The following is a 21,351-nucleotide window of genomic DNA, read 5'->3' as shown; positions in this document are numbered from 1 at the left end:
GAAACTCCCCCACCTGATGATCGCCGTCAGCGCCGCTGAACAGCAGTAGCCGGTCAGGCAGGACGTTTATGTTCGACCCCTTTAGCCAGCAAGGGGCCGGGGAGTTGAACGTCTTGAAGCGACATCTGCAAAGCACCGTACTTACATTACTTGATCGCAACACCAGCCAGCGCGAGATTCACCGGCTAACGGGTGTCGATCGCAAGACGATCCGGCGTTATCAGGCGCTGCGGGCCGGTGCGGAGGCAAATTCCCCCGGGGAAGTGACCACCGGCTCGGTGAGCGCGGACGGCCAAATTCCTCCACCCCGACCACCGGCTTTTGGGACATCGGAAGCGACGGTCACCAGCAGCCTGGCCCGTTCGGCTTGCGAAGCGCATCGGACGTGGATCGAAGAACAGGTCCGGCTGAAGCGGAACGCGCAGGCGATTTACCAGGACCTGGTTGATCAATTTGGCTTTCCGTCCAGCTACCAGAGTGTCAAGCGGTTTGTGCGCCGGTTGCGGCACGCTGATCCTGAGCAGTTTGATCGTCTTGAGTTCCTCCCCGGCGAGGAAGCTCAGGTCGACTATGGCGAGGGCGCGCCGACGGTTGATCCGAAGAGCGGGCGGTACCGTCGTCCCCGCCTGTTCGTGATGACGCTACGCTACTCGCGGCGCAGCTTCCGGCGGGTAGTCTGGAAGTCCAGCCAACAAGTCTGGGCGCAGCTCCACGAAGAGGCGTTCCGGTATTTTGGCGGGGTCCCCAGCTATGTCGTGCTCGACAACCTGAAGGAAGGCGTCCTCAAGCCGGATTTGTACGAGCCCCAGCTCAACCCGATTTACAGCGCGATGCTGGCTCATTACGCCGTGGTCGCCGATCCCGCGCGCGTGGCCGATCCAAATCGGAAAGGATGCGTCGAGAATGCGATTCAACATACCCAGGGCACTGCGCTGGCCGGACGGCGCTTCGAGACGCTGGAGGCGCAAAACGAGTTCTTGAGGCACTGGGAGGAGAACTGGGCTTCCAAACGCATCCACGGCAGCACGCGCCGTCAGGTCGAGGCGATGTTCCAGGAAGAGAAGCCGCACCTGCGGCCGCTGCCTGTCGCTCCCTTCCGCATCTTCACCGAAGTCGTCCGGACTGTCTGCGACGACACCACCGTACGCGTCGACAACAGCTATTACGCCGCGCGGCCCGCGCCGATCGGCAGCCAGGTCGTCGTGCGCATCTACACCACCACGATCGAGATCCGTGATCGCCACACCCGTGCGCTGCTGCGTGTTCATTCCCGGATGGCGCACCCCGGTTCTGTCGTCCTGCCGACCAGCGAACGGCCGTTCAACCCGTCGCGGCAAACCGCCGTGCTGCTGGCGAGCGCCGAGCGCATCGGACCGCAGACCAGGGCCTTGTGCCAGCAGGTGTTCGACACCGAAGGGCGCCCCGGACAGCGCGCGATGTGGGGCATTGTCGGGCTGGGCCGGAAGTATCCGGCGCGGCTGGTCGAGCAGGCCTGCGCGCACGCCATCGACAACCGCATCTACCGCTACAAGCACGTGCGTGCGACCGTCGAGCGGTTGTTCGAACAGGCGATCGAGCAGGTTGGAGTGACGCCACAGCCGGCATCGCCGCTCACCCAGGATCATCCGCTGATCCGTACCCCCGCGGAATACGGCGACCTCTTCAGCCGCGCTGTGCGGCGCGACGCCGACGACAATGGTCGGCAGGCCGAGGCTCACGACGATCACGCCACGGCAATCCGCGCTCGTGTCGCCTGCGCAACCCCGGCCAACTCCGGCGCCACGAGCGCTCCCGCTGCACCTTCTCACCTTAAACTGGAGACCTAGCCACATGATGACCATGCCGGAAATTGAGCGTTGCCTACGACAGCTGCGCCTGTCGGGTGTCCGCGACACGCTGCAGACGCGCGTGCTCCAGGCGCAGGGCGCCAACCAGCCCTTCCTCGAGACCTTCTCCCTTATCCTGCAGGATGAACTGGACCGTCGTCAGTCCCGTCTTATCGAGCGGCGATACCAGCAATCCGGGCTCGACGAAAAGCTGACGCTCGCCGAGTTCGACTGGTCCTTCAATCCCAAACTGCCACGTCAGACCTGCTTCCAGCTCCACACCCTGGCGTTCATTGCCGCTGGCGAGAACGCTCTGCTTGTTGGCAAACCTGGCACCGGGAAGTCGCACATCGCCAAGGCGATTGCCTATCAGGCGATCCTGCAAAGCCACAAGGTCCAGTATCTTGAGACCGACGACTTCTTCCACCGCTACGCCCTGAACTCTCCGGCACAACGCGAGGTCCGGCTGCGAACCATCATCGACTGCGATCTCCTCGTGCTGGACGATCTATTCCTCGCACGCGCCATCCCCGACGACGCCGGCACTTTGCTGCAGACCCTGATCCATCAGCGTTACAAACTGCGCCGCAGCGTCATCGTCACCTCCAATCGCGTCGTGCAGGATTGGGGGGCATACCTTGGGGACAACACTATGAGCACGACGATCCTCGATCGCCTTATGCATCATTGCCATCTGCTTGAGTTCGACGGACGCAGCTATCGGCTCAAAGAAGCCGCTGAAGCTCTTGCCCGGGAAACAAACTCAAACTAACAGTCCCTTGTCCTGCCTCGCGGGTGGAGGAATTTGACTGACCACACCCGGAGGAATTTGAAGTGACCCGCGGGGTATCCCGCGGCTTTCTTGGCCGTGCCGGAAGGACGCCAACGCCGTAATGGGACGCCATCATCCCGTAGCTGCGATTGATTTCAGGGTCGTAGAACGAAGCCCGGTGCACGCCGGACTTCAGATTGTCAGGGACGACGAGGCGCGGCACCCCGCCAAAGAACCGGAACATCCGGACATGGGCCTCGATCCAGTCCGGAAGTGTCTGCGTCCAGGTCGCCTCGGCGTAGGTGTAATTCGAGGCGCCAAGCACGGCGACGAAGATCTCCGCATCGCGTACAACCCCGGTTTCGCGATCAACGATCATGATCTTCTTGCCGGAGTAATCGACAAAGACCTTGTCGCCGGCCGGATGGTCCTGCCGCATCGTCGGAGACAGCCGCCGGTCGAATTCTCGGAATAAATCGCAGAACCGGCTGTAGCCATAACCTTCCGGGTGGACCGCCCGGTACTCCTCCCACAGCACCATCAGATTGACGCCAGGCCGCTTCAGCTCACAGGCCAGCGAGGCCCAATCCGGCTCCCGGCGCCGGCGAAAGCCGCGCCTGACGCCGGCATGGGCAAACAGACGTTGTTCAAGAACGGCGTCGGTCAGATCGCCCGCCAAAGGCCACGCCAGCCCGGCAGTCGAGGCACGCTTGAGGTTGTCCTGGATGGTGCTGCGCGCCACGCCGAGCGTGCGCCCAATCTCCCGGGCGCTCACCCCATCACGGGCAAGCCGCAGCATCTGTCGTATCTGTCGCATGGTCAGTTCTCTCTTGGCCGGCATCCGCTTCCCCACGTTGATCAACGCGGGACTTGATGCCTGAGGGACTGATCCAAACGAAAACGCCGACTTCCAAAAACCCGGCCGACTTCAAATCGGAATGCCGGCCGGTTTCATTTCGGAATCGTGGCCGGCTTCAAATCGGAACGATGGCCGGCTTCAAGTCGGAATACCCGGCCGGAATAAATCGGAATCCGCAGTCTTGTGCACCCTCACGAAGTTGCGGCGCGCGTGAACGAGACAATACGCCAGCTGGATCTGGCCCGACATCATCGCATCGCCCGCCAGCGAGGCGTAGGCGGCATAGCCGTCGACTTGCAGCACGCCTTCGAAGCCGGCTAACTGCGCCACGATCTCCTTTTTGCCGCGACCACCTGCGAACACGTAGGCGACCGCCGGCGGCGCCGGCCCCTTCCACGCCCGATCGTCCGTCGCGTGCGCCCAGAACTGGCAGATCCTCGTGCGGCCGCGTCCCGGATCGAGCACTGGCATCGGCGTCTCGTCGCAGAACAGCCGCTCGAAGCCGTGCATAGTCTTCAGTTGCAGATCGTAGAGGCCCCTGACCAGCCACGCCGCGCTCCCCATCCAGCGCGCCAGCGTCTGACGGTCGACGACGACACCCTGACCCGCCAGGATCTGCGTTGGCGATAGAGCGTCGATTGCCAGGCATATTTGGCCGCGGCGATATGCGCGATCAGCGCCGTCGTTGCCATGCCGCCCTCGACGAGCCGCGCCGGTGCCGGGGCCTGGACAATCGGGCCCTCACAGGAGCGGCAGGCGTATTTTGGACGGATCGTGCGGAGCACGCGCAGCCACGCGGGAACCCGATCGAGCGCTTCGCTGCTCTCCTCGCCGATCCGATGCATCTGACCCGTGCAGCACGGGCACAGCGTGGACGCCGGCTCGATCACCCGCTCGACCCGAGGCAGATGCGCCGGCAGCGCGCCGATGTTGCGCTTCGCTTTGCGCCGCTCCGGCCGCGGCGCGTCCGGTTTGTCGTCATTGGCCGGGAGCTGTGAGCCGGCGGTCCGTTCCAGATCAAACGCGATCTGTTCGGCGCAGACGATCGCCGCGCGCTCCGATCGTGCGCCGAAGATCAGGCTCTTCAACGTGGCGATCTCTGCGCGCAGATCATCGTTCTCGCCTTCGAAAGCCAGCACCATCTCGGCAAGAGCCGCAGGGTCAGAGGGGAGATCTTCGGGGCGAAGCGCCATATCGCAGAGCTACACGAACGCACTCGCAATCGCCAGCAAAACAAGACGCTTCAGGCAACCTTCGTCGGCCGCTTCGTCACCTTCGGGACCACACGCGACCACTCCGCAAGACCTTCAATCAGCATCGCCAGTTGCGCCCCCGTCACCGGCATCGTACCCTCGCGAACAGGTGGCCAGGCAAAGCCCCCATTCTCCAGCCACTTCGTCGCTAGAACCATTCCCGAGCCGTCAAAAACCAGTAGCTTCAAACGATCCGATCGCTTCGATCGGAAGACATAAACGTCACCGCTGTAGGGCTTGCCGCCTAATCCCTCCGCTACCAGCGCGACAAGGCCATGAACGCCTTTACGAAAGTCAATCGGCTGCGTCGCGACGAACACACGGACCATTGGACCGAAAGAGATCATCGCGTCGATCTCACCGCCGCCAGCACGCGCTCCAGCGTCGCGGCGTCGACGCCGACGGGCACGCGCACCGTCGCGCCCGCGATCATCACCTCGATCCGCTCGGCCGGATCCGTCAGAACATGCGCCTTATCGATCGCGTTCGGCTGCGCCTCGACGGCGGCCTGGAGCCTGACTTGCACGAACTGCGGCGCTTCGCTCGACGCGAGCCGCGCCTGGCGCCGCCACACACTGAGCAGTCCCCGGTTCACCCCGTTGCGTCGAGCCACCTCGGAAATGCTCGTCTCCGGATCGGCACTCTCGGCCACGATCCGCGCCTTCTCCGCATCGCTCCAACTGCGCCGTCGCCTCTCCCCTGTGATCACCTCGATCCGCTGATAGGAGGCGGCATCATGCCCGTCTTGATGTCTGTCTTGATGCATGGAACGAGCGTCCCTCGCGTTGTCAAATCCACGCGCGAGTCTCGCTCATCCCGTCCACCTAAACGAGGTGGGGTCGTCGTACCGCTATCCTTTGTTGTTGAGAGTATCGATGACGGTCTGGCGGCTCGGCCTGGCGGCGAGCGAAGCTCCGTCCGTCTCCGTATCGACCGATGAGCGGTGCTTGATCAGGTCGGCTGTCGGCTTACCCCGCTGGCCCCACCAATATTTTGGAAAACCTCGCTGAGTCATGACTCCTCCGGTAGTGGCAAATCATCGACCTCCTCGCCTGCATCCACTGGCTCAAGTTCCTTGCGTTTCATGCCAACGCGGTAGCCGCTTTCCAAAAATTCCACGCCGTAGATGTAGAATTGCTGCAAGAACGTGCCGATCGAGACGACGTAGCCCACCTCCCCCTTCTTGACCAAGACGTCTCCGATCTCCTTGCCGGGATAGGTGCCATCATTCCGGATGACGCGATTGGCGCGAAGCTTTTGGCCAAAGCTGAAGGCGGGTGGGTCGCTTAGCTCGACGGCGTCGCTATCCCGGAGAATTCTGTTCATATTTCGCTCCTCATGCACCGACGGCGCGGGGGCACGCCGAGGGGACACTCTGCTCCGCATCACGAGGCGCCCTCGAGCGCCGAAATGTCGCCAGGCTGTGCTGCCCGCCAGCAACAGCCCCATCGCAGGAATCCAGAGCGGCCACCGTCCGTAAGAGCAGACGCCGGCGCCTGCGGAGCCGCCAGTTCGCAGCGCGACGTTTGGGACGTGTTCAGCACCAGCGATTGCATTGCCGGTCAGGCTCCACACTTCAGACGGGCGCCTGGTAGCGAGGCAAGGCCCTGTCAACCACGCAGGTGTTGTCGACCGGACAGGCAGCGGCACATTGCGGTTCGTCAAAATGCCCCACGCATTCGCTGCATTTCGCCGCTTCAATGACAAAGTTTCCCCCCTTCTCCGAAATAGCAACGTTCGGGCATAAAGGCTCGCAAGCTGAGCAGCTCGTGCACTGCGAGGCGATGATTTTGAATGGCACATATTCCTCCTTACGCCGCAGAGATCCGATCTCCAGGCCAACGCGGGGGCACGCCGCGCTGCACATGCTGGATCTCCCCGCGCTTTACTTTGCCGACATAGGCCCTGAACCAAGCGATCGTCGACTTCTCAATGTACTCATAGGCGAATTGATCGACCGGCTCGATCCCAGCCTTGATCAGGCCGCTCTTGGGGCAGCCGCCGATCTTAGCCACGAAGACCGCGTGGCAGTCACGGATGTCGCGCATGATCACGGATAGCCTATCTTCCTCGCCATAGCCGGCCTGGCAGTAACCCTCCACACGACGTAGCCCGACGAACTTGGCGCCGGATGTGGAGAGCTCGTACAGTTGGAATTCATTTGCATGTCCAAAGTGCTCGTTGATCAATCCCGAGCCCTTAGTTGCGACGGCTACTAGAACAGTGATCGCGCTCATCTCTCCGGAGACTCCCGCCAACTCCTTTTGACCGGCCGCGACTTTGGAGACGCGCTCATTCTCTACCCTTTTTTGATAAGCCTTGCGCATCTCCAGGTCATAATGGACGTCCATTTTCATCACCTGATCATTGGTGAACTCCGCGCTGCGATCCTCGCCGAGTAGACCGACCGCATCAGCGCGGCACTGCCGGCAATGCCGCATCATGTTTATCTTCCCTTCGCAAGCATCTTGCAGCGTTTTCAATTCTTGAGCCGTCGGACCGCGCTGACCGTTGAGGCCAAATGCTGTTCCGTGCTCGGGTACGGAGATCAGCGGCATGATATTGTGAAGGAAGGCACCGCGCGACGTGACCGCCTTGTTGACCTCGACCAGGTGGTCATCATTGATATTGGGGATCATCACCGAGTTGATCTTGCACAAAATGCCCCGTTCGCTAAGCATCTCGAGCCCTTGAAGCTGGCGATTGGTGAGTATCCTTGCCGCCTCGATGCCGGTGTATCGCTTGTGGTTGAAGAAGATCCATGGATAAATCTTGGCTCCGATTTCAGGATCGACCATGTTGATGGTGATGGTGACGTGGTCAACTTTGGCCCTCACGATGGTATCGACATAGTCTGGCAGCGCTAGTCCGTTGGTTGACAGACACAGCTTGATGTCAGGAGCAGCCTCGGTGACCAACGCGAGCGTTTTGAACGTCTTTGCTGGATTGGCCAGGGCATCGCCGGGACCAGCGATGCCAAGTACCGTCATCTGCGGAATGGTCGTCGCGACCGCGATCACTTTTCTCACTGCCTGCTCAGGGGTGAGCTTCTCGCTCACCACACCCGGACGCGATTCATTGGCGCAGTCGTATTTTCGGTTGCAGTAATTGCACTGGATATTGCAGGCAGGTGCGACCGCGACATGCATGCGAGCGTAATGATGGTGCGCATCCTCGCTGTAACAGGGATGGTTTTTCACCCTTTCCCAGATTTCGACCGGCAGATCGCCTCGGCCGGCCTGCGAGCCGCAGCTCGCCCGCCCGGTCTTCGCCGAAGCGCGGCAGCCCTTATGCTCGGTTATGGACTGCATGATCTTCCCGCTATTGACCGCTGCTTTGATATATTTTCCGCGCTCCACGACCGAGATCACTCCCCTGCAAGCATCGACGCCCACAGATCATCCTAGAGCGCGTTTCAGGAAGATTAGCAACTTGCATGCCGTGGCGAGGATGATGCGAATGCAACCACAGTACACCGAGTAGGCGCAGCGATAGCGTTGGCACTTGCAAGACAGCAATGATGAGCTTGTTGGCAAAGCGACAGATGCGTCGCCATTCTCACTCGGGGCTCCATCTCGTGTGCTTTTCACTCTCGCGGGGCTCGCCCCGATCCAGCTCATCTGAACGGGCTTTCGCGCGCTGCCGCTCTCAATTGGCCCGATCCGAACTGGGGAAGCCGGACATCATAAGGCCAATACTAGGGCAACACGCGTCCGAATATGACAGGCAGCAATGAGGGCCAAAGATGATGGTGCAATCGCCTTGTCCCGACTGGCTGAGTAAACCCCGCCTCATCAATGCCGTCGCGGCGGGCCGACGTTTGCTGATCTTGATATGCTGCGCCGCAGCCAGTCGACCCCCAAAGCCCCGAGACAGCGCCGACTTACCGGCGAATAAGCCGACCGATGCATCTGCTGTGCTCAGCACATCGCATTTTCAATTCCCTGATGCCAGGACGAGAGAGACGACAATGATCTCGGTCCCCAGGGCGGGCGCCAAGGTCCGCGAGAGTAACCTTTGCATCCGCCGCATCGACAGCGCTCATCTCCGTGAGCGCTTCATGGATCGTCGCCGCTCTCATCCCGCTTCTTCGCGTCGATTGTGATCGGTAACCGTGTGTCGCTCGCCATCTCGGGCAAATCGAGCACCCAACCGTTAGCGACTTTGATCCAGCCGCCCCATAGGGTCTCGTACTCGGAGGCCACGATTGACTCTTCGATATCCTTTTTTGGCACGTAGATTGACAAGCCCGTGTCCGGAGAGCGGCGGATCATGATTTTCACGAGGTCTGCTCCCTGACCGTGGCGCGGGAGCTGGCGCGCATGCGAGTCACGATATCTGACACAGCGCACACGGCCTCATCGACTTCGGCGAGGGAGGTTTCGCGCGAAAGAGAAAAGCGCACGGCGCCGTGCATCCGCCACGCAGGCACCTGCATGGCACGCAGAACATGCGATGGCTGCATTGAGCCCGACCTGCAGGCTGACCCGAGCGATACGGCGATGCCCGCCCGGTTAAGACGGTGGGCAATCGCTTCACCTTCGAGATGGTCGAAGGCAATATTAGTCGTATTCGCCAAACGATTGCGAATGTCGCCAAGCACAACGCACTCGCCATTGCGCAAAATTCCCTGCTCAAGGCGGTCACGTAACGCGCCAATGCGGATGCGCTCGGGTTCAAGCCGCTCCGCCGCAAGTTCGGCAGCTTTTCCTAGTCCGACGATTCCGGGAATATTCTCGGTCCCAGCGCGCCGCCCTCGTTCCTGTGATCCGCCGCAGATCAGCGGCTGGAATTTTGTCCCTTTACGCAAATATAACGCACCTACCCCCTTCGGGCCGTGCAGTTTGTGCGCGGATAGTGAAAGCATGTCGATCGTGCTGTCCTTTAGGTTTAAGCGTACTTTACCAATGGCCTGCACCGCATCTGTGTGAAATAGCGCTCCCGCCTCACGGGTCCACCCGGCCAGACACTTCACGGGAAATATCGTTCCGGTCTCGTTATTGGCCCACATAACCGAGGCAATCGCTGTGCGTGGCCCAAGCGCGCAGCGAAACGCCTCGATGTCGAGCCGGCCGCAAGCATCTACGGCAATAATGCGCGTCTTGACTCCCCTTGCCGCCAATTGCTCCGTTAGCGCAAGTACGGCGGAGTGCTCAACCGAAGTGGTGACAACCTCGTCTCGACCTTCCTGGGTTGCAAGTGCCGAGAGGATTGCGGCATTATTGGCTTCGGTCCCTCCCGAGGTGAAGACGATTTCGTGATCGTATGCACTACCTAGCAGGCCGCTCAAGCTTCTCCGTGCCTGCCTCACCGCAATTGCGGCCTCGTTGCCAAAGGCATGCGCGGACGAGGCATTGCCGAATTGCTCAGTGAAGAAAGGCAACATGGTTTGCACGACGGATGGATCAGTTCGCGTCGTTGCATTGTTATCGAGGTAAATCGGCGCTCGATTCTCGCTCACTGCACCACCCCGCCTGCAGCAACAACGAGGACCAGGCGATCCAAACCTCCGATCTTACCTACCAGATGCCCCTGAATCCCTTCTAGACTCACGCTCGGAAGCTTGTACGGCTTGCCAGCATTGTCGAGCCGCGCCAAGAGCATGCTGCTATCGTGCCGATCAGCTAACAGGCGCCAGCTTCGGCTTGGCGATTGGGTCCGATCTCTTCGTTCGCGCAGCGAACGGGACCCTCTCGCATCGTGGGGATCGACGAGTTCTTCAGTCGGTCTGGTTCGGCCGGTGTGGTTCATTGCCCTTTCCTTATCGCCTGATCAATGTTTCCATCAGCCGAATGATTTTCCACAGGAGCAGTTGGTGGCCGCGTTCGGGTTATGAAAGGTAAAGCCAGAGCTCTCCGGTGCCAGCACGAAATCGATGGTTGTGCCGGCCAGATGCTCTCGGCTCTTGCTATCGACAAACACCTTGAGCCCACCGCAGTCGATCACGGTGTCGTCAGGCTTTGGCTCATCGGCGATGCCCATCTTGTATTTGAATCCATTGCAGCCGCCTGCTTCGATCATGACGCGCAGACCACCCGCCCGCCGCTCCGAAGATGAAATCGCGCTCTTGATTGCATTGACTGCGCTATCGGTCAGGTTGATCACGTCTTTGCCTCGTCAGCTTAGGCCCAGCTAAGAGCAAGTCACGTGCCAGCGCGCAGACGCCTGATGATGCTCATTTCCGCGCCCCTTGGCTGGCAACGGATGTCGGGTTCCTGACAAGGCACGTAAGGCGGTGCCAGCCACCGGCGCGTTTTCTTTCCGAGCTTCACTGAACGCCGCCACGCAGGCGACGGCAGGCAATTTGCATCGCATCTGGCTCCGACAACGCGTCGGTGAAGAGCATAGATCAAGGACAGATTTAATGACCGCTATCGAGAACACTGCACTCGGCAGACTTGAGAAGGAGAGCCGCCTTCTCAACGCCGTATTCAAAGGCGCGACCACCAAGCCGGGCCGGTTCGGCTTTCGCGGCGACGTCGCACTAAAGTTCCAGACTCAGGTCGCGGACGAGAAACGACCGCCAGACTATTCCATTGAGCAGGTTCTGACGATCGCCCAAAACGGAGAACGCACTATCCCCGTGCTGGCCGGCTACCTACATTCCTTCGCGTATCTTGTTGACGTCGCGACCGTCCTCGACGGTGCCTTGAGCCCAATCGGCAGCTATTTCATTTTCTGCAACAACATCGATTTGCTGGCGAAGTATCGAGTTAAGCTCGGCGATATTAACTTCCACGTCTTACCCTGCGATGAATCCACGGTTTGGAAGGAGATGATGGACTTGGTCGGGCTGAACAAGGACGACATCAAGAAGCTCGATCCGGCCGGCAAGCTTGATTACCTCCTCGATGCCACAAGGGATCTCGATCTATCCTATGAGGAAATCTCGTATGACGACGGACTAAAGAGGATGGAGGCTGTGAAAAACCGCAACGAGAACCGCCCGGTCTGAGGGCGGTCTTCAGTTGTTGGCTCATGCATCGTCCTCCGCGAGATGCACACCGACGGCGCAGATGTCGCCATCCACAACTACCAACGCGATCGGCGTAAGCGCTCTACCTTGACATGGACCTTCGACGCACCGCCCGGTGCCGAGTTCGAAGGTCGAACCGTGCTTGCCGCACATCAGCCGGATACCGTTTGGATCGAGGAATTCGTTCTGCTCCCAGTCCAAATTGACGCTGTGGTGCGGGCATTTATTGACATAGCCAAGCACCTTCTTGCCCCATCGCACCACAATGATGGGCCACGGCCGGTGATTGCCGTCATCTTCGAGGACCATAAGATGAAATCCGATGGCCTGGCGGCTCGGAATGTCGTTAAAGCTGCAAATCGCATAGACGAGAGTTGGCTGCATAGGTTGCTCTTGCAAGACTTATGTCGCTGTGCAATTGCCCCTGCAATAACCGTACGAGCGCCGAAACGAATCGTGTCTGGTCATCCGATGCGGATTTCACGGATCGTGAGCATCGATTTCGCGCGATCGTGAGCACTGAATTCAGACGATCGTGAGCAGCCCGCTACGGCCGATGGGAGATAGAGTCAGTGTTCTGGTTGGCCGTCAAGGGTGATGGTTTTGGCGCTGCGTTTTCGCATGCTTTCTCCGGTGAGCTGGAGGCGGTGGGCGTTGTGGACGAGGCGATCGAGAATGGCGTCGGCGACCGTGGGGTCCCCAATGGCTCCATGCCAGGTGTCCACGGGGAGCTGACTTGTGACGATGGTGGATGCGCGGCCATGGCGGTCCTCGAGGATTTCGAGCAGATCGCGGCGTTCCGCGGCGGTGAGCACCGATAGTCCCCAATCATCCAAAATCAGAAGCTGAGCGCGGCCGAGGCTTTTGAGGAGCCGGGCGTAACGTCCGTCTCCGCGCGCGAGCGCGAGCGCCTCGAACAGCCTTGGAACGCGATGATAGAGGACTGATCGGTTGTCGCGGCAGGCCTTGTGGCCGAGCGCGCAGGCTAACCAACTTTTGCCCAGGCCGGTTGCCCCGGTGACGAGCAAATTCTCGTGGCGATCGATCCAGCGACCTTCGACGAGTTTGGCGAAAACGGCGCGGTCGATGCCCCGCGGGGTGCGCAGATCGACGTCCTCGACGCAAGCAGTCTGGCGCAGAGAGCTGGCCCCGGTTGTTTGGACAGCGCCCCGCTGGATTTAAGTGGATTCCTGCCGGGTTATGCTGAACGCGGGGCTTTACGGTTTTGTCGTTGCGTCGGGAGGGCGTAGCCCGACCAGAGCGACGACAAAACCGTCGGCGACGGTCATGCGGCCATCACCATAGCTTGCGTGCCGAAGTAAGCCTCGTCGGGCGTGCGCCCGTCAAGGCTCGAGTGAGGGCGTCCCTGATTGTAGAAGGCCAGATACTTGGCAATTGACGCTCGCGCCTCGGACACGCTGTCGTAGGCGCGGAGATAAACTTCTTCGTATTTGACCGTGCGCCAGAGCCGCTCGACAAACACGTTGTCGCGCCAGGCGCCCTTGCCGTCCATGCTGATGGCGATCTTCGCGTCCAGCAGCACATCGGTGAACTCGAGGCTGGTGAACTGGCTGCCCTGATCCGTGTTGAAAATCTCGGGCCTGCCGTGCTTCGCCAACGCCTCCTGGACCGCTTCGACGCAGAAGGCCGCCTCCATTGTGATCGAGACGCGATGGGCCAGGACCCGTCGGCTGAACACATCGACGACCGCCGCGAGATAGACGAAGCCACGCCGCATCGGAATGTAGGTGATGTCCATTGCCCACGCATGGTCGGGCCGCTCGATCTTCAATCCGCGCAACAGGTACGGGTAGATCTTGTGACCCGGAGCCGGCTTGCTCGTGTTCGGGCGACGATAGACCGCCTCGATCCCCATGCGCTTCATCAGCGTCGCGATGTGGCGGCGACCGGCGTATACGCCCTCCCGCCGCAGCAACGATCGCAGCATACGCGCTCCCGCGAAGGGATAATCGAGATGCAGCTCATCGAGCCGACGCATCAAGGCAAGGTCCTCGGCCGAAACTGGCCGAGGTTCATAGTAGACCGTGCTGCGAGCCAGCTTCAGGACCTTCGCCTGGCGCACGATAGAAAGATCATGATCGCGGTCGATCATCGCTTTGCGCTCAGCAGGCCCGCCTTGGTGAGCGCGCCGGACAAAAAATCGTTTTCCAACGCCAGCTCGCCGATCTTGGCATGTAACGCCTTCAAATCGACCGGCGTCTCGGCCGATGTCTTGTCATGCCCAAACACGCCGGCGGCGCCTTCCAGGAGCTGGTTTTTCCAGATCGTGATCTGGTTCGGATGAACATCAAACAGTTGCGCCAGCTCCGCCAGTGTCTTGTCGCCTTTGACCGCAGCCAAAGCAACCTTCGCCTTGAATGCCGGAGAATGCGTCCGGCGGCTCTTCTTCGTCATCTTCGCTCCTGATTCGCAGCAAGAATCCTCGCCGCTGTCAGGCAGAAAATCCACTCAAGCTACTGTCCGAATTTGCGGGGCCAGCTCTCTGGTCGTGGAATCGTACCACTTGGCCCGATCTTTATTCTATCTCGAGTATACAATCCAGGATGATGCATCAATCGCTTTTGTCAATAGTGGAAGCATACGTCTGCGTAAAAGCGCAGACCGATCCGAAAGAGCTCTGATCTGGACGGGACTTGAGCTTCCAAGCGACTTGGAGGACGAGCAATTGTTAGCTGCCCAGGCCCATGCCTACCGTTTTGTGGCACTCGCGCGAGACCTGGGGTATCGCGGAATGATCAACATCGACGCCATTTTCGCACAAGACGGGCGGTTGCTGTTCAATGAAGCGAACGGCCGCTGGGGTGGCGGCTCGGTGTTACACAACATTGCCGTCCGGCTGCTAGGCGTCGACTATTTCGGCTGTAACGTTATTTTATCTGTGAGAAATGTGCGATCAGCATCCTTCCGGGCGGCGCATGATCGTCTCGTCAAGGATGGACTTATATTCGACCACACACGTAAGGAGGGCGTGATCCCGCTTGCTGCCGATGAAAAGGCTGGCACTGTGGAGTGCGTTGTGATTGCGCCGAACAGGCCCGCGGCCCACGATCAGCAACACCGACTATTGAAGTCGTAGCAAACATCGTCAGCCGCTCAATTCATCGCTTCGAAGCCTGGGATACACCATCGCGCACCGGGAACGCGCGCCTCCCTTCCTTCACGTGGCGACGAAGGTGCCCCAATCACCGAGCAAGCTTTGGTCGGACGATGAATGGTGGCCCTATGAGAGTGCTCTTGTTCGGCCCGGACGAGACCAGCGGTGCGCCGAAGCTTGTACAGCGACGAGCGTCATGGCGTAAGGCTGCCAGCGCAGTTGCCGACCCCAAAAGCTAATCGCATTGCACGTCCTGCTTGGCCGATTTGCGACGCCTACGTTGAAACTCGACAATACGATGGGCGATTGCACTCGCTGGCTTGGGTTTATGCGAGTTTCACTATGAAATAAGCGGCCCCAAAAGACCGCACTTTGCCGGCACGTAAATTGCTGCATAGGAGCAGGAGAGTTGCCGCAAAGAACGCGGCCGCAGCAGCTATCTTCGGAGCCCCAATGAGGCTGATCCGATTGATCTTGTTCGACTTGGCTTTGATTCTGCTTGCATCTGGAGTTGCAAAAGCCATGAATGTGGCCGCTGGCGCAAGTTCCGCATTTGTCAGGCAGACTGCTCTGCGCGAGGTGGCACCGAGCTCCAAGCATGGTGGTCCCTACTACAGCCAAACGCCGCTCGTTCCCGGGCAGCCGCCGGACAACCCCGGTCGGGACCAGCTGGCTGACAATTCCGCGGGGATGCAACCCAGCTTTGGATGTGTGGTCCGTGAGTCCCGACGCCCGACTAGCTATATCTTCGATAGCACTGAGAGGCTCAATCTCCCGCCCCGTGTGATGCCGTCGATCTGCAATCCTATCGCCTCGCCTCTCAGCCTCCTACCTGCGGGCAGCGGAATGGTCATCATGGCCTTTGCGACCACTCTCCTCGTGATTGTGGTGATTGTGGTGGAAATATTCGGCCCATTGTAACGGCGTGAGGCCCCAACCGCTCCCCTTTCGGCGCCCGCGATACAGCTCGGCATGAGCGGATCCGTGGAGGAGGAACGATGGCAAATACCATGCTCGAGCCAGTAGCAAGGTGATCGTCGCGTCGAGGTGATCACTGGGATCGTCGCCGACGATGGACGGGCGAGGAAAAGGCCCGGATCGGGGCGCAGAGCTTGGAGTAACAATGACACGACCAAAGCGATCACTTCATCGCCACAGCCAAGCCCTAGATCCACAGGCTTGTGCTGGCCTGCCTGCTGGATCATCTCGCCAAGCGCGTCCACGAACTCACGCCCGGAATTGGTAACCTCAGAACGTCGCTCATGCCCCATGAGCGAGGTCGGCCATCCGCTCAAGACGCCCAACTAGGGGCCGTCACCGGACGCGTACGATCAATGTAAGCGAGCTATGGCTGATTTTGGGTGACGCGGCCTGATCAGGCGGCGTGGCTTTCAGTGTTCGGAATGACTTCGATTCCGTCGATGAACTTTACACCGGCGATGACTTTCGGCAACTGGTTCGTGCTCTTCAATCGCCGCCAGGTCTTCGATGCGGCGTCGATGAGCTTGAACACCATCAGCTTAGAGCTGGCCCCGGTTGTTTGGACAGCGCCCCGCTGGATTTAAGTGGATTCCTGCCGGGTTATGCTGAACGCGGGGCTTTACGGTTTTGTCGTTGCGTCGGGAGGGCGTAGCCCGACCAGAGCGACGACAAAACCGTCGGCGACGGTCATGCGGCCATCACCATAGCTTGCGTGCCGAAGTAAGCCTCGTCGGGCGTGCGCCCGTCAAGGCTCGAGTGAGGGCGTCCCTGATTGTAGAAGGCCAGATACTTGGCAATTGACGCTCGCGCCTCGGACACGCTGTCGTAGGCGCGGAGATAAACTTCTTCGTATTTGACCGTGCGCCAGAGCCGCTCGACAAACACGTTGTCGCGCCAGGCGCCCTTGCCGTCCATGCTGATGGCGATCTTCGCGTCCAGCAGCACATCGGTGAACTCGAGGCTGGTGAACTGGCTGCCCTGATCCGTGTTGAAAATCTCGGGCCTGCCGTGCTTCGCCAACGCCTCCTGGACCGCTTCGACGCAGAAGGCCGCCTCCATTGTGATCGAGACGCGATGGGCCAGGACCCGTCGGCTGAACACATCGACGACCGCCGCGAGATAGACGAAGCCACGCCGCATCGGAATGTAGGTGATGTCCATTGCCCACGCATGGTCGGGCCGCTCGATCTTCAATCCGCGCAACAGGTACGGGTAGATCTTGTGACCCGGAGCCGGCTTGCTCGTGTTCGGGCGACGATAGACCGCCTCGATCCCCATGCGCTTCATCAGCGTCGCGATGTGGCGGCGACCGGCGTATACGCCCTCCCGCCGCAGCAACGATCGCAGCATACGCGCTCCCGCGAAGGGATAATCGAGATGCAGCTCATCGAGCCGACGCATCAAGGCAAGGTCCTCGGCCGAAACTGGCCGAGGTTCATAGTAGACCGTGCTGCGAGCCAGCTTCAGGACCTTCGCCTGGCGCACGATAGAAAGATCATGATCGCGGTCGATCATCGCTTTGCGCTCAGCAGGCCCGCCTTGGTGAGCGCGCCGGACAAAAAATCGTTTTCCAACGCCAGCTCGCCGATCTTGGCATGTAACGCCTTCAAATCGACCGGCGTCTCGGCCGATGTCTTGTCATGCCCAAACACGCCGGCGGCGCCTTCCAGGAGCTGGTTTTTCCAGATCGTGATCTGGTTCGGATGAACATCAAACAGTTGCGCCAGCTCCGCCAGTGTCTTGTCGCCTTTGACCGCAGCCAAAGCAACCTTCGCCTTGAATGCCGGAGAATGCGTCCGGCGGCTCTTCTTCGTCATCTTCGCTCCTGATTCGCAGCAAGAATCCTCGCCGCTGTCAGGCAGAAAATCCACTCAAGCTACTGTCCGAATTTGCGGGGCCAGCTCTGTCCGCGCTCACCGAGCCGGTGGTCACTTCCCCGGGGGAATTTGCCTCCGCACCGGCCCGCAGCGCCTGATAACGCCGGATCGTCTTGCGATCGACACCCGTCAGCCGGTGAATCTCGCGCTGGCTGGTGTTGCGATCAAGTAATGTAAGTACGGTGCTTTGCAGATGTCGCTTCAAGACGTTCAACTCCCCGGCCCCTTGCTGGCTAAAGGGGTCGAACATAAACGTCCTGCCTGACCGGCTACTGCTGTTCAGCGGCGCTGACGGCGATCATCAGGTGGGGGAGTTTCAAGTGACCATACCCGGGGGATTTTGACCGACCCACGGGGAGCATGCATTCGCTGTGATCTTCCATGCGGGCCTGCAGGTACACGCCATCGGCCCAGATGTAGACATAGCGACGCGCCGACAGATCGCGTCTCTGCCAGCGTTCGTACTCGACCTGCCAATCGGCCTTCAGGCCGGCGATCACCGAAGGCGACAGGTTCGGCGCATCCTTGCCGAGCAGCGCCGAGAGCGCCTCCTGGAAGTCGCCGGTCGAGATGCCGCGCAAATAGAGGACCGGGATCAAGGCATCCAGGCTCTTCGTCCGCCGCGCCCATAGCGGCAGGATTGCCGAACTGAAGCGGAGGCGGTCGCCTGGCCCGCTCGCTCCGCGGTCGCGGACCTTGGGACGAGCGACCTCCACCGGACCGATGCCGGTCGCAATCTCGCGCACCGGACCGTGCCCATGTCGGACCAGGCGCGCTCGACCGTCGGGCAGCGTCAGATTGGCCGTGCTGGCCAGAAACGCGCCAACCTCGATCTCGATCGCCCTGGCAAGCAGGTCCCGCGCGCCGGCTCGAACGATATCGGTCAGTGGATCATCAACCGCGGACGGCTGACGGAAAGCAAGAACATTGGTAGTCTCGGTCATGGCGTATCGCTCTCCTCGAGAGGTTCTGGCAGGCTCGTCACCCGCCTCGATACGCCGCCTTCCTCACACCGTCATCACCCAGATTCCGCCATAGCTCATGTAAGCCATCGCTTGCGACCAGACTCGTGTCGGACCTCACGAAGGACCCGCAAGATGGGAAAGCCATCAATTCCCCGGAGAGCTCGCTCAGCCCACGATTTGCAGAGACCCATACCAGGCGCGGCACGCTAGGGCCGAGCGTTAGAACCCTCGATGATCCGGCGGTTCACGCCGCTGCGTTTTGAACAGAAGTATACGAGGGATCGGCGCTCCCCGCTTGATACCGGCTTTACCTCATGCCGGACCTTACAGGTTGTGACAAGCACAGCGCCAAATGGCGGCCGGAATACGTGTTGTTCGTACCCGGTTGGATATACCACGAATTCACCGCCGTCGAAGTCTCTCGCTAGCTGCACAATCACCGAGTACTCGAAATCCGGATCACTCGCCGCATCCAAATGAATGCCGATAAAGGACCCCGGCGGCATACGATGCATCTGGCATCGGCGAACCACGTAATCTGCGGATGCTCCGAAGATCTTTCTTAGCGCGAAGCTGCGATCTCTACTTTCGAGCAGCTCCATGATCTGACCCGAAGCAGTACCACTCACGTTGCTAGGCGCGTGGCCGGGCGGGTCTACCCTCACGCGCTGGACAAAGACGCTGTGCAAGTCGCCCGCATCTCCCTCCCGCACTTCTTCTTCCGGAATCTCAGCCTGCAGCTGATCGATCCTGGCTATGTCGTCTTGAGTGAATAACATTTGCGGGGCGATTACGACGGACCCCTTTACTAGCAGCTCAATCCGGTACTTTGTCAGGACTTCTTCTGAAAGAAGACAGGATTTATCTTTCATTGCGCGCGCCATTCGAGCTCACTCCTTTGATCTTCGAAGCATGACTCCGGGTCCTGCTGCATTGACAGGAATGCTTGCTCCCAATGCGCGCCATCGAACTCAGATATTCTTAAGTGCTCGATGGTCTTTCTATCCAGACATCGGATATTTACGCTGTACCCGGAGGGATTCGACCTCGGCCTATAGAATGGCTTTACGCCACAAAGCCGGCAAAACGTGTGCCGCGCAATATTCTTGTTGAACTGGTATGTCGTGAGGAACTCTTCGCCGCACTCGATGCGCAGCTTATCGCCAGGTACGAGCAAGTGGACAAATCCAGACATTTGACAAATTGAGCAATTGCATCGAACTGCAGAGAGCTCTCGAGGTGCATTGACGTAGAATTTGATAGCGCCGCAATGACAACGGCCATGATGTTGCATCTCGGAGTGATCATCTCCCGTACGCGCCGCCGTTCCGAGCAGATCGCGACACCACTGGACGCTGAGCCGATAGGCTCGGCCGAATTCATTCAAAAAGCGATCATTAAGGCCAGGCTGCACAAGTTCACCAATCAGCCGGCCTGTCATTTCTCCGTGGTACTTCTCCGCGGAATCTTCTCCGCCGACATGGCCGCGAAAATACTCAAGATCGTCCGGCCGCGCCTTGAAGGTTTTGACCAGAGTGGTCCACAGCGACTGGATCATGTCTGCAGCATGGAGCTCAAAGGCGACCATGTAGGCGCAACGAACCAGGGGGTCTTTCGATGACAATCCGGCATAGAGAGAATGCAGGTACTGCTTCGTCCTGTCGCTATAGTTGGGCCTTATCGCTCTGCCGAGTAGTCGTGCAGCATCCTTTCTCAAGAGGTTGGAGTGAAGGTTTTCTGTCAAAAGAATATCGGGCAACGCCGCCTTGCCGCCCCGGAGAATCCCGCCATGGCCACCGGTCTCATCCCAGCAGATAAAATTCGCGACCACGCTGGTCAGTTCAATGTCCCTCCCAATGTCCCGATTTTGATGCATTGCATCGAATATGAGGTCCCTTTGCGACCCTGCCTGCAGGTACGGGAACGCCTGTGACATCGCTAGGTATTCAGGCAGCAGGCTGGCGACCTGGTCTCCGGACATCTGGGAGGCGAACGGATGCGGGCCGAACAAGGCTCGCACTCGCTCAGTCAAGTACTCGCAGGATAACTTCGGAGGCTGATCCGGTGCAAATCGAGACGCTTGAGATATCATTTGACTCCCTGCAGATGAGAAGCGAAACGGTCCTTGACGAAGCTACCTTCATGTCCGGGCCGACTATTGACCGCGCTGAGTTCATTGGCTTCAAAGGGCCTAATGTTGCGTTCACCTTTCACGCAAACTTTCGTCGTTCTCCTGGCCACGGCAGATTGCGGTCTTCTCTGTCCTGGTCATGCGCATCGAAGGGACTTCGTTCATTGAGGGAGCGGCGAGGATCCGGTTGGCTTCCAGTCCAGCAGCAATCCGATGCCGCAATGGCAGCCACGGCGAGCATGCGCGCGGAGAATCGTCTTGGATACTTCGCCGCGCATGCCATTCTGATGCTAATGCCGCATGCGCGAATGACACGCCTAGTCGCGCGGTGCAGCTTTGGCTGCCTGAGCAAATGAATGAAGCCCTCGCGGTTGCTGCTGCCGCCATTTCATCGAACCGCTGTCAACTTGGTACAGCATTGTAAAATCCAATTCGTGCCTACCGACCTCACAGGGCCTCAGGTCGTTCGTGGCATGCCGCTCGCCTGTTCTTCGCATTCGCGGTTACCCCCTCTTAATTTTTACTGGCTAACAGCAACCATCATGCCAACTCTTGAATTTGCTCCGTCAGATTCCGAAGAAGCTGGTATAACACTT

20 protein-coding genes and 4 pseudogenes are annotated in these 21,351 nt (G+C 59.7%); 4 read left to right on the top strand and 20 right to left on the bottom strand.

The features are described from left to right. Positions 1 to 68: 68 nt before the first annotated feature. Both istA (ABIF91_RS22020) and istB (ABIF91_RS22015) read left to right on the top strand, forming a co-directional pair. Positions 69 to 1,826, top strand: a complete 1,758-nt coding sequence (gene istA, locus ABIF91_RS22020; protein ID WP_100214066.1) for an IS21-like element IS1631 family transposase — start codon at positions 69 to 71, stop codon at positions 1,824 to 1,826. A gap of 4 nt (positions 1,827 to 1,830) precedes the next feature. Continuing rightward, a complete protein-coding gene (gene istB / locus ABIF91_RS22015; RefSeq protein ID WP_038952109.1) occupies positions 1,831 to 2,598 on the top strand; it encodes an IS21-like element IS1631 family helper ATPase IstB in 768 nt (255 codons plus the stop codon). Here the strand turns inward: istB (ABIF91_RS22015) and istA (ABIF91_RS22010) are convergent. The 11 genes from istA (ABIF91_RS22010) to ABIF91_RS21960 all read right to left on the bottom strand — a co-directional run bounded on the left by istA (ABIF91_RS22010) (position 2,552) and on the right by ABIF91_RS21960 (position 10,815). Further along, positions 2,552 to 3,439 (bottom strand): IS21 family transposase, encoded by an 888-nt coding sequence (gene istA, locus ABIF91_RS22010; protein WP_424579169.1) that lies wholly within the window; start codon positions 3,437 to 3,439, stop codon positions 2,552 to 2,554. The genes istB (ABIF91_RS22015) and istA (ABIF91_RS22010) overlap by 47 nt on opposite strands. A gap of 156 nt (positions 3,440 to 3,595) precedes the next feature. Next, a complete protein-coding gene (locus ABIF91_RS22005) occupies positions 3,596 to 4,021 on the bottom strand; it encodes an IS66 family transposase (protein ID WP_424579387.1) in 426 nt (141 codons plus the stop codon). Further along, positions 3,973 to 4,650 (bottom strand): IS66 family transposase zinc-finger binding domain-containing protein, encoded by a 678-nt coding sequence (locus tag ABIF91_RS22000; protein WP_424579386.1) that lies wholly within the window; start codon positions 4,648 to 4,650, stop codon positions 3,973 to 3,975. Before ABIF91_RS22000 ends, ABIF91_RS22005 begins: the two co-directional genes overlap by 49 nt. A 50-nt stretch (positions 4,651 to 4,700) precedes the next feature. Continuing rightward, positions 4,701 to 5,057 (bottom strand): IS66 family insertion sequence element accessory protein TnpB, encoded by a 357-nt coding sequence (gene tnpB, locus ABIF91_RS21995; RefSeq protein WP_018273742.1) that lies wholly within the window; start codon positions 5,055 to 5,057, stop codon positions 4,701 to 4,703. Then, positions 5,054 to 5,476, bottom strand: coding sequence for an IS66-like element accessory protein TnpA (tnpA, locus tag ABIF91_RS21990; RefSeq protein ID WP_424578819.1), 423 nt, complete (start codon positions 5,474 to 5,476; stop codon positions 5,054 to 5,056). Before tnpA ends, tnpB begins: the two co-directional genes overlap by 4 nt. A gap of 245 nt (positions 5,477 to 5,721) precedes the next feature. Continuing rightward, positions 5,722 to 6,036 (bottom strand): nitrogen fixation protein NifZ, encoded by a 315-nt coding sequence (locus ABIF91_RS21985; RefSeq protein WP_028153326.1) that lies wholly within the window; start codon positions 6,034 to 6,036, stop codon positions 5,722 to 5,724. 250 nt (positions 6,037 to 6,286) lie between these two features. Next, entirely contained in the window at positions 6,287 to 6,511 is a 225-nt protein-coding gene (locus tag ABIF91_RS21980; RefSeq protein ID WP_011084569.1) for a 4Fe-4S binding protein, read from the bottom strand. A 10-nt stretch (positions 6,512 to 6,521) separates the two neighbouring features. Beyond that, positions 6,522 to 8,021, bottom strand: a complete 1,500-nt coding sequence (gene nifB / locus ABIF91_RS21975; RefSeq protein ID WP_085966638.1) for a nitrogenase cofactor biosynthesis protein NifB — start codon at positions 8,019 to 8,021, stop codon at positions 6,522 to 6,524. A 747-nt stretch (positions 8,022 to 8,768) separates the two neighbouring features. Continuing rightward, positions 8,769 to 8,993: a putative nitrogen fixation protein NifT gene (nifT, locus tag ABIF91_RS21970; RefSeq protein ID WP_011084566.1), complete on the bottom strand. Its 225-nt coding sequence runs from the start codon at positions 8,991 to 8,993 to the stop codon at positions 8,769 to 8,771. Then, positions 8,990 to 10,171 carry a cysteine desulfurase NifS gene (gene nifS / locus ABIF91_RS21965; RefSeq protein ID WP_011084565.1) on the bottom strand — a complete coding sequence of 394 codons (1,182 nt, stop codon included), beginning with the start codon at positions 10,169 to 10,171 and terminating at the stop codon, positions 8,990 to 8,992. Before nifS ends, nifT begins: the two co-directional genes overlap by 4 nt. A 323-nt stretch (positions 10,172 to 10,494) precedes the next feature. Further along, complete coding sequence (locus ABIF91_RS21960; protein ID WP_028181931.1) at positions 10,495 to 10,815, bottom strand: iron-sulfur cluster assembly accessory protein; 321 nt, start codon at positions 10,813 to 10,815, stop codon at positions 10,495 to 10,497. A 259-nt stretch (positions 10,816 to 11,074) separates the two neighbouring features. Here ABIF91_RS21960 and ABIF91_RS21955 point away from each other — a divergent pair, with 259 nt between their 5' ends. Further along, positions 11,075 to 11,665 carry a hypothetical protein gene (locus ABIF91_RS21955; protein WP_014497969.1) on the top strand — a complete coding sequence of 197 codons (591 nt, stop codon included), beginning with the start codon at positions 11,075 to 11,077 and terminating at the stop codon, positions 11,663 to 11,665. Between the two features lie 21 nt (positions 11,666 to 11,686). Here the strand turns inward: ABIF91_RS21955 and ABIF91_RS21950 are convergent, their stop codons facing one another. From ABIF91_RS21950 to ABIF91_RS21940, 3 genes and pseudogenes are all read right to left on the bottom strand, one after another. Continuing rightward, positions 11,687 to 12,070 (bottom strand): Rieske (2Fe-2S) protein, encoded by a 384-nt coding sequence (locus tag ABIF91_RS21950; protein ID WP_011084562.1) that lies wholly within the window; start codon positions 12,068 to 12,070, stop codon positions 11,687 to 11,689. A 185-nt stretch (positions 12,071 to 12,255) separates the two neighbouring features. Then, positions 12,256 to 12,831 (bottom strand): annotated as a pseudogene (gene istB / locus ABIF91_RS21945) (IS21-like element ISFK1 family helper ATPase IstB); the annotation flags it as partial. A gap of 140 nt (positions 12,832 to 12,971) precedes the next feature. Beyond that, a protein-coding gene (locus ABIF91_RS21940; protein WP_129557670.1) for an IS3-like element ISRj2 family transposase occupies positions 12,972 to 14,101 on the bottom strand; the annotation gives its coding sequence in 2 pieces (ribosomal slippage) (positions 12,972 to 13,849 and positions 13,849 to 14,101; 1,131 coding nt in all). Positions 14,102 to 14,438: 337 nt separating this feature from the next. Between ABIF91_RS21940 and ABIF91_RS21935 the strand changes: the two genes are divergently transcribed. Then, positions 14,439 to 14,783, top strand: a complete 345-nt coding sequence (locus tag ABIF91_RS21935; RefSeq protein WP_354269217.1) for a peptide ligase PGM1-related protein — start codon at positions 14,439 to 14,441, stop codon at positions 14,781 to 14,783. Positions 14,784 to 16,176: 1,393 nt separating this feature from the next. Here the strand turns inward: ABIF91_RS21935 and ABIF91_RS21930 are convergent. The 6 genes and pseudogenes from ABIF91_RS21930 to ABIF91_RS21905 all read right to left on the bottom strand — a co-directional run. After that, positions 16,177 to 16,362: pseudogene (locus tag ABIF91_RS21930) on the bottom strand (IS256 family transposase); the annotation flags it as partial. Positions 16,363 to 16,469: 107 nt separating this feature from the next. Further along, positions 16,470 to 17,599 (bottom strand): IS3-like element ISRj2 family transposase gene (locus ABIF91_RS21925; protein ID WP_129557670.1). Its coding sequence is split into 2 segments (ribosomal slippage): positions 16,470 to 17,347 and positions 17,347 to 17,599, totalling 1,131 coding nucleotides; the frame shifts between segments, so codons are not numbered across the junction. A gap of 88 nt (positions 17,600 to 17,687) precedes the next feature. Next, positions 17,688 to 17,909 (bottom strand): annotated as a pseudogene (locus ABIF91_RS21920) (IS21 family transposase); the annotation flags it as partial. Between the two features lie 76 nt (positions 17,910 to 17,985). Next, positions 17,986 to 18,603 (bottom strand): annotated as a pseudogene (locus ABIF91_RS21915) (transposase); the annotation flags it as partial. Between the two features lie 227 nt (positions 18,604 to 18,830). Beyond that, positions 18,831 to 19,508 carry a 2OG-Fe(II) oxygenase gene (locus tag ABIF91_RS21910; protein ID WP_014497804.1) on the bottom strand — a complete coding sequence of 226 codons (678 nt, stop codon included), beginning with the start codon at positions 19,506 to 19,508 and terminating at the stop codon, positions 18,831 to 18,833. After that, positions 19,493 to 20,644 (bottom strand): GFA family protein, encoded by a 1,152-nt coding sequence (locus tag ABIF91_RS21905; protein ID WP_424579385.1) that lies wholly within the window; start codon positions 20,642 to 20,644, stop codon positions 19,493 to 19,495. Before ABIF91_RS21905 ends, ABIF91_RS21910 begins: the two co-directional genes overlap by 16 nt. Positions 20,645 to 21,351 lie beyond the last annotated feature (707 nt).

Source organism: Bradyrhizobium sp. USDA 241, assembly GCF_049739505.1.
Lineage (GTDB): Bacteria > Pseudomonadota > Alphaproteobacteria > Rhizobiales > Xanthobacteraceae > Bradyrhizobium > Bradyrhizobium liaoningense.
This window is presented reverse-complemented; position numbering and strand designations above follow the sequence as displayed.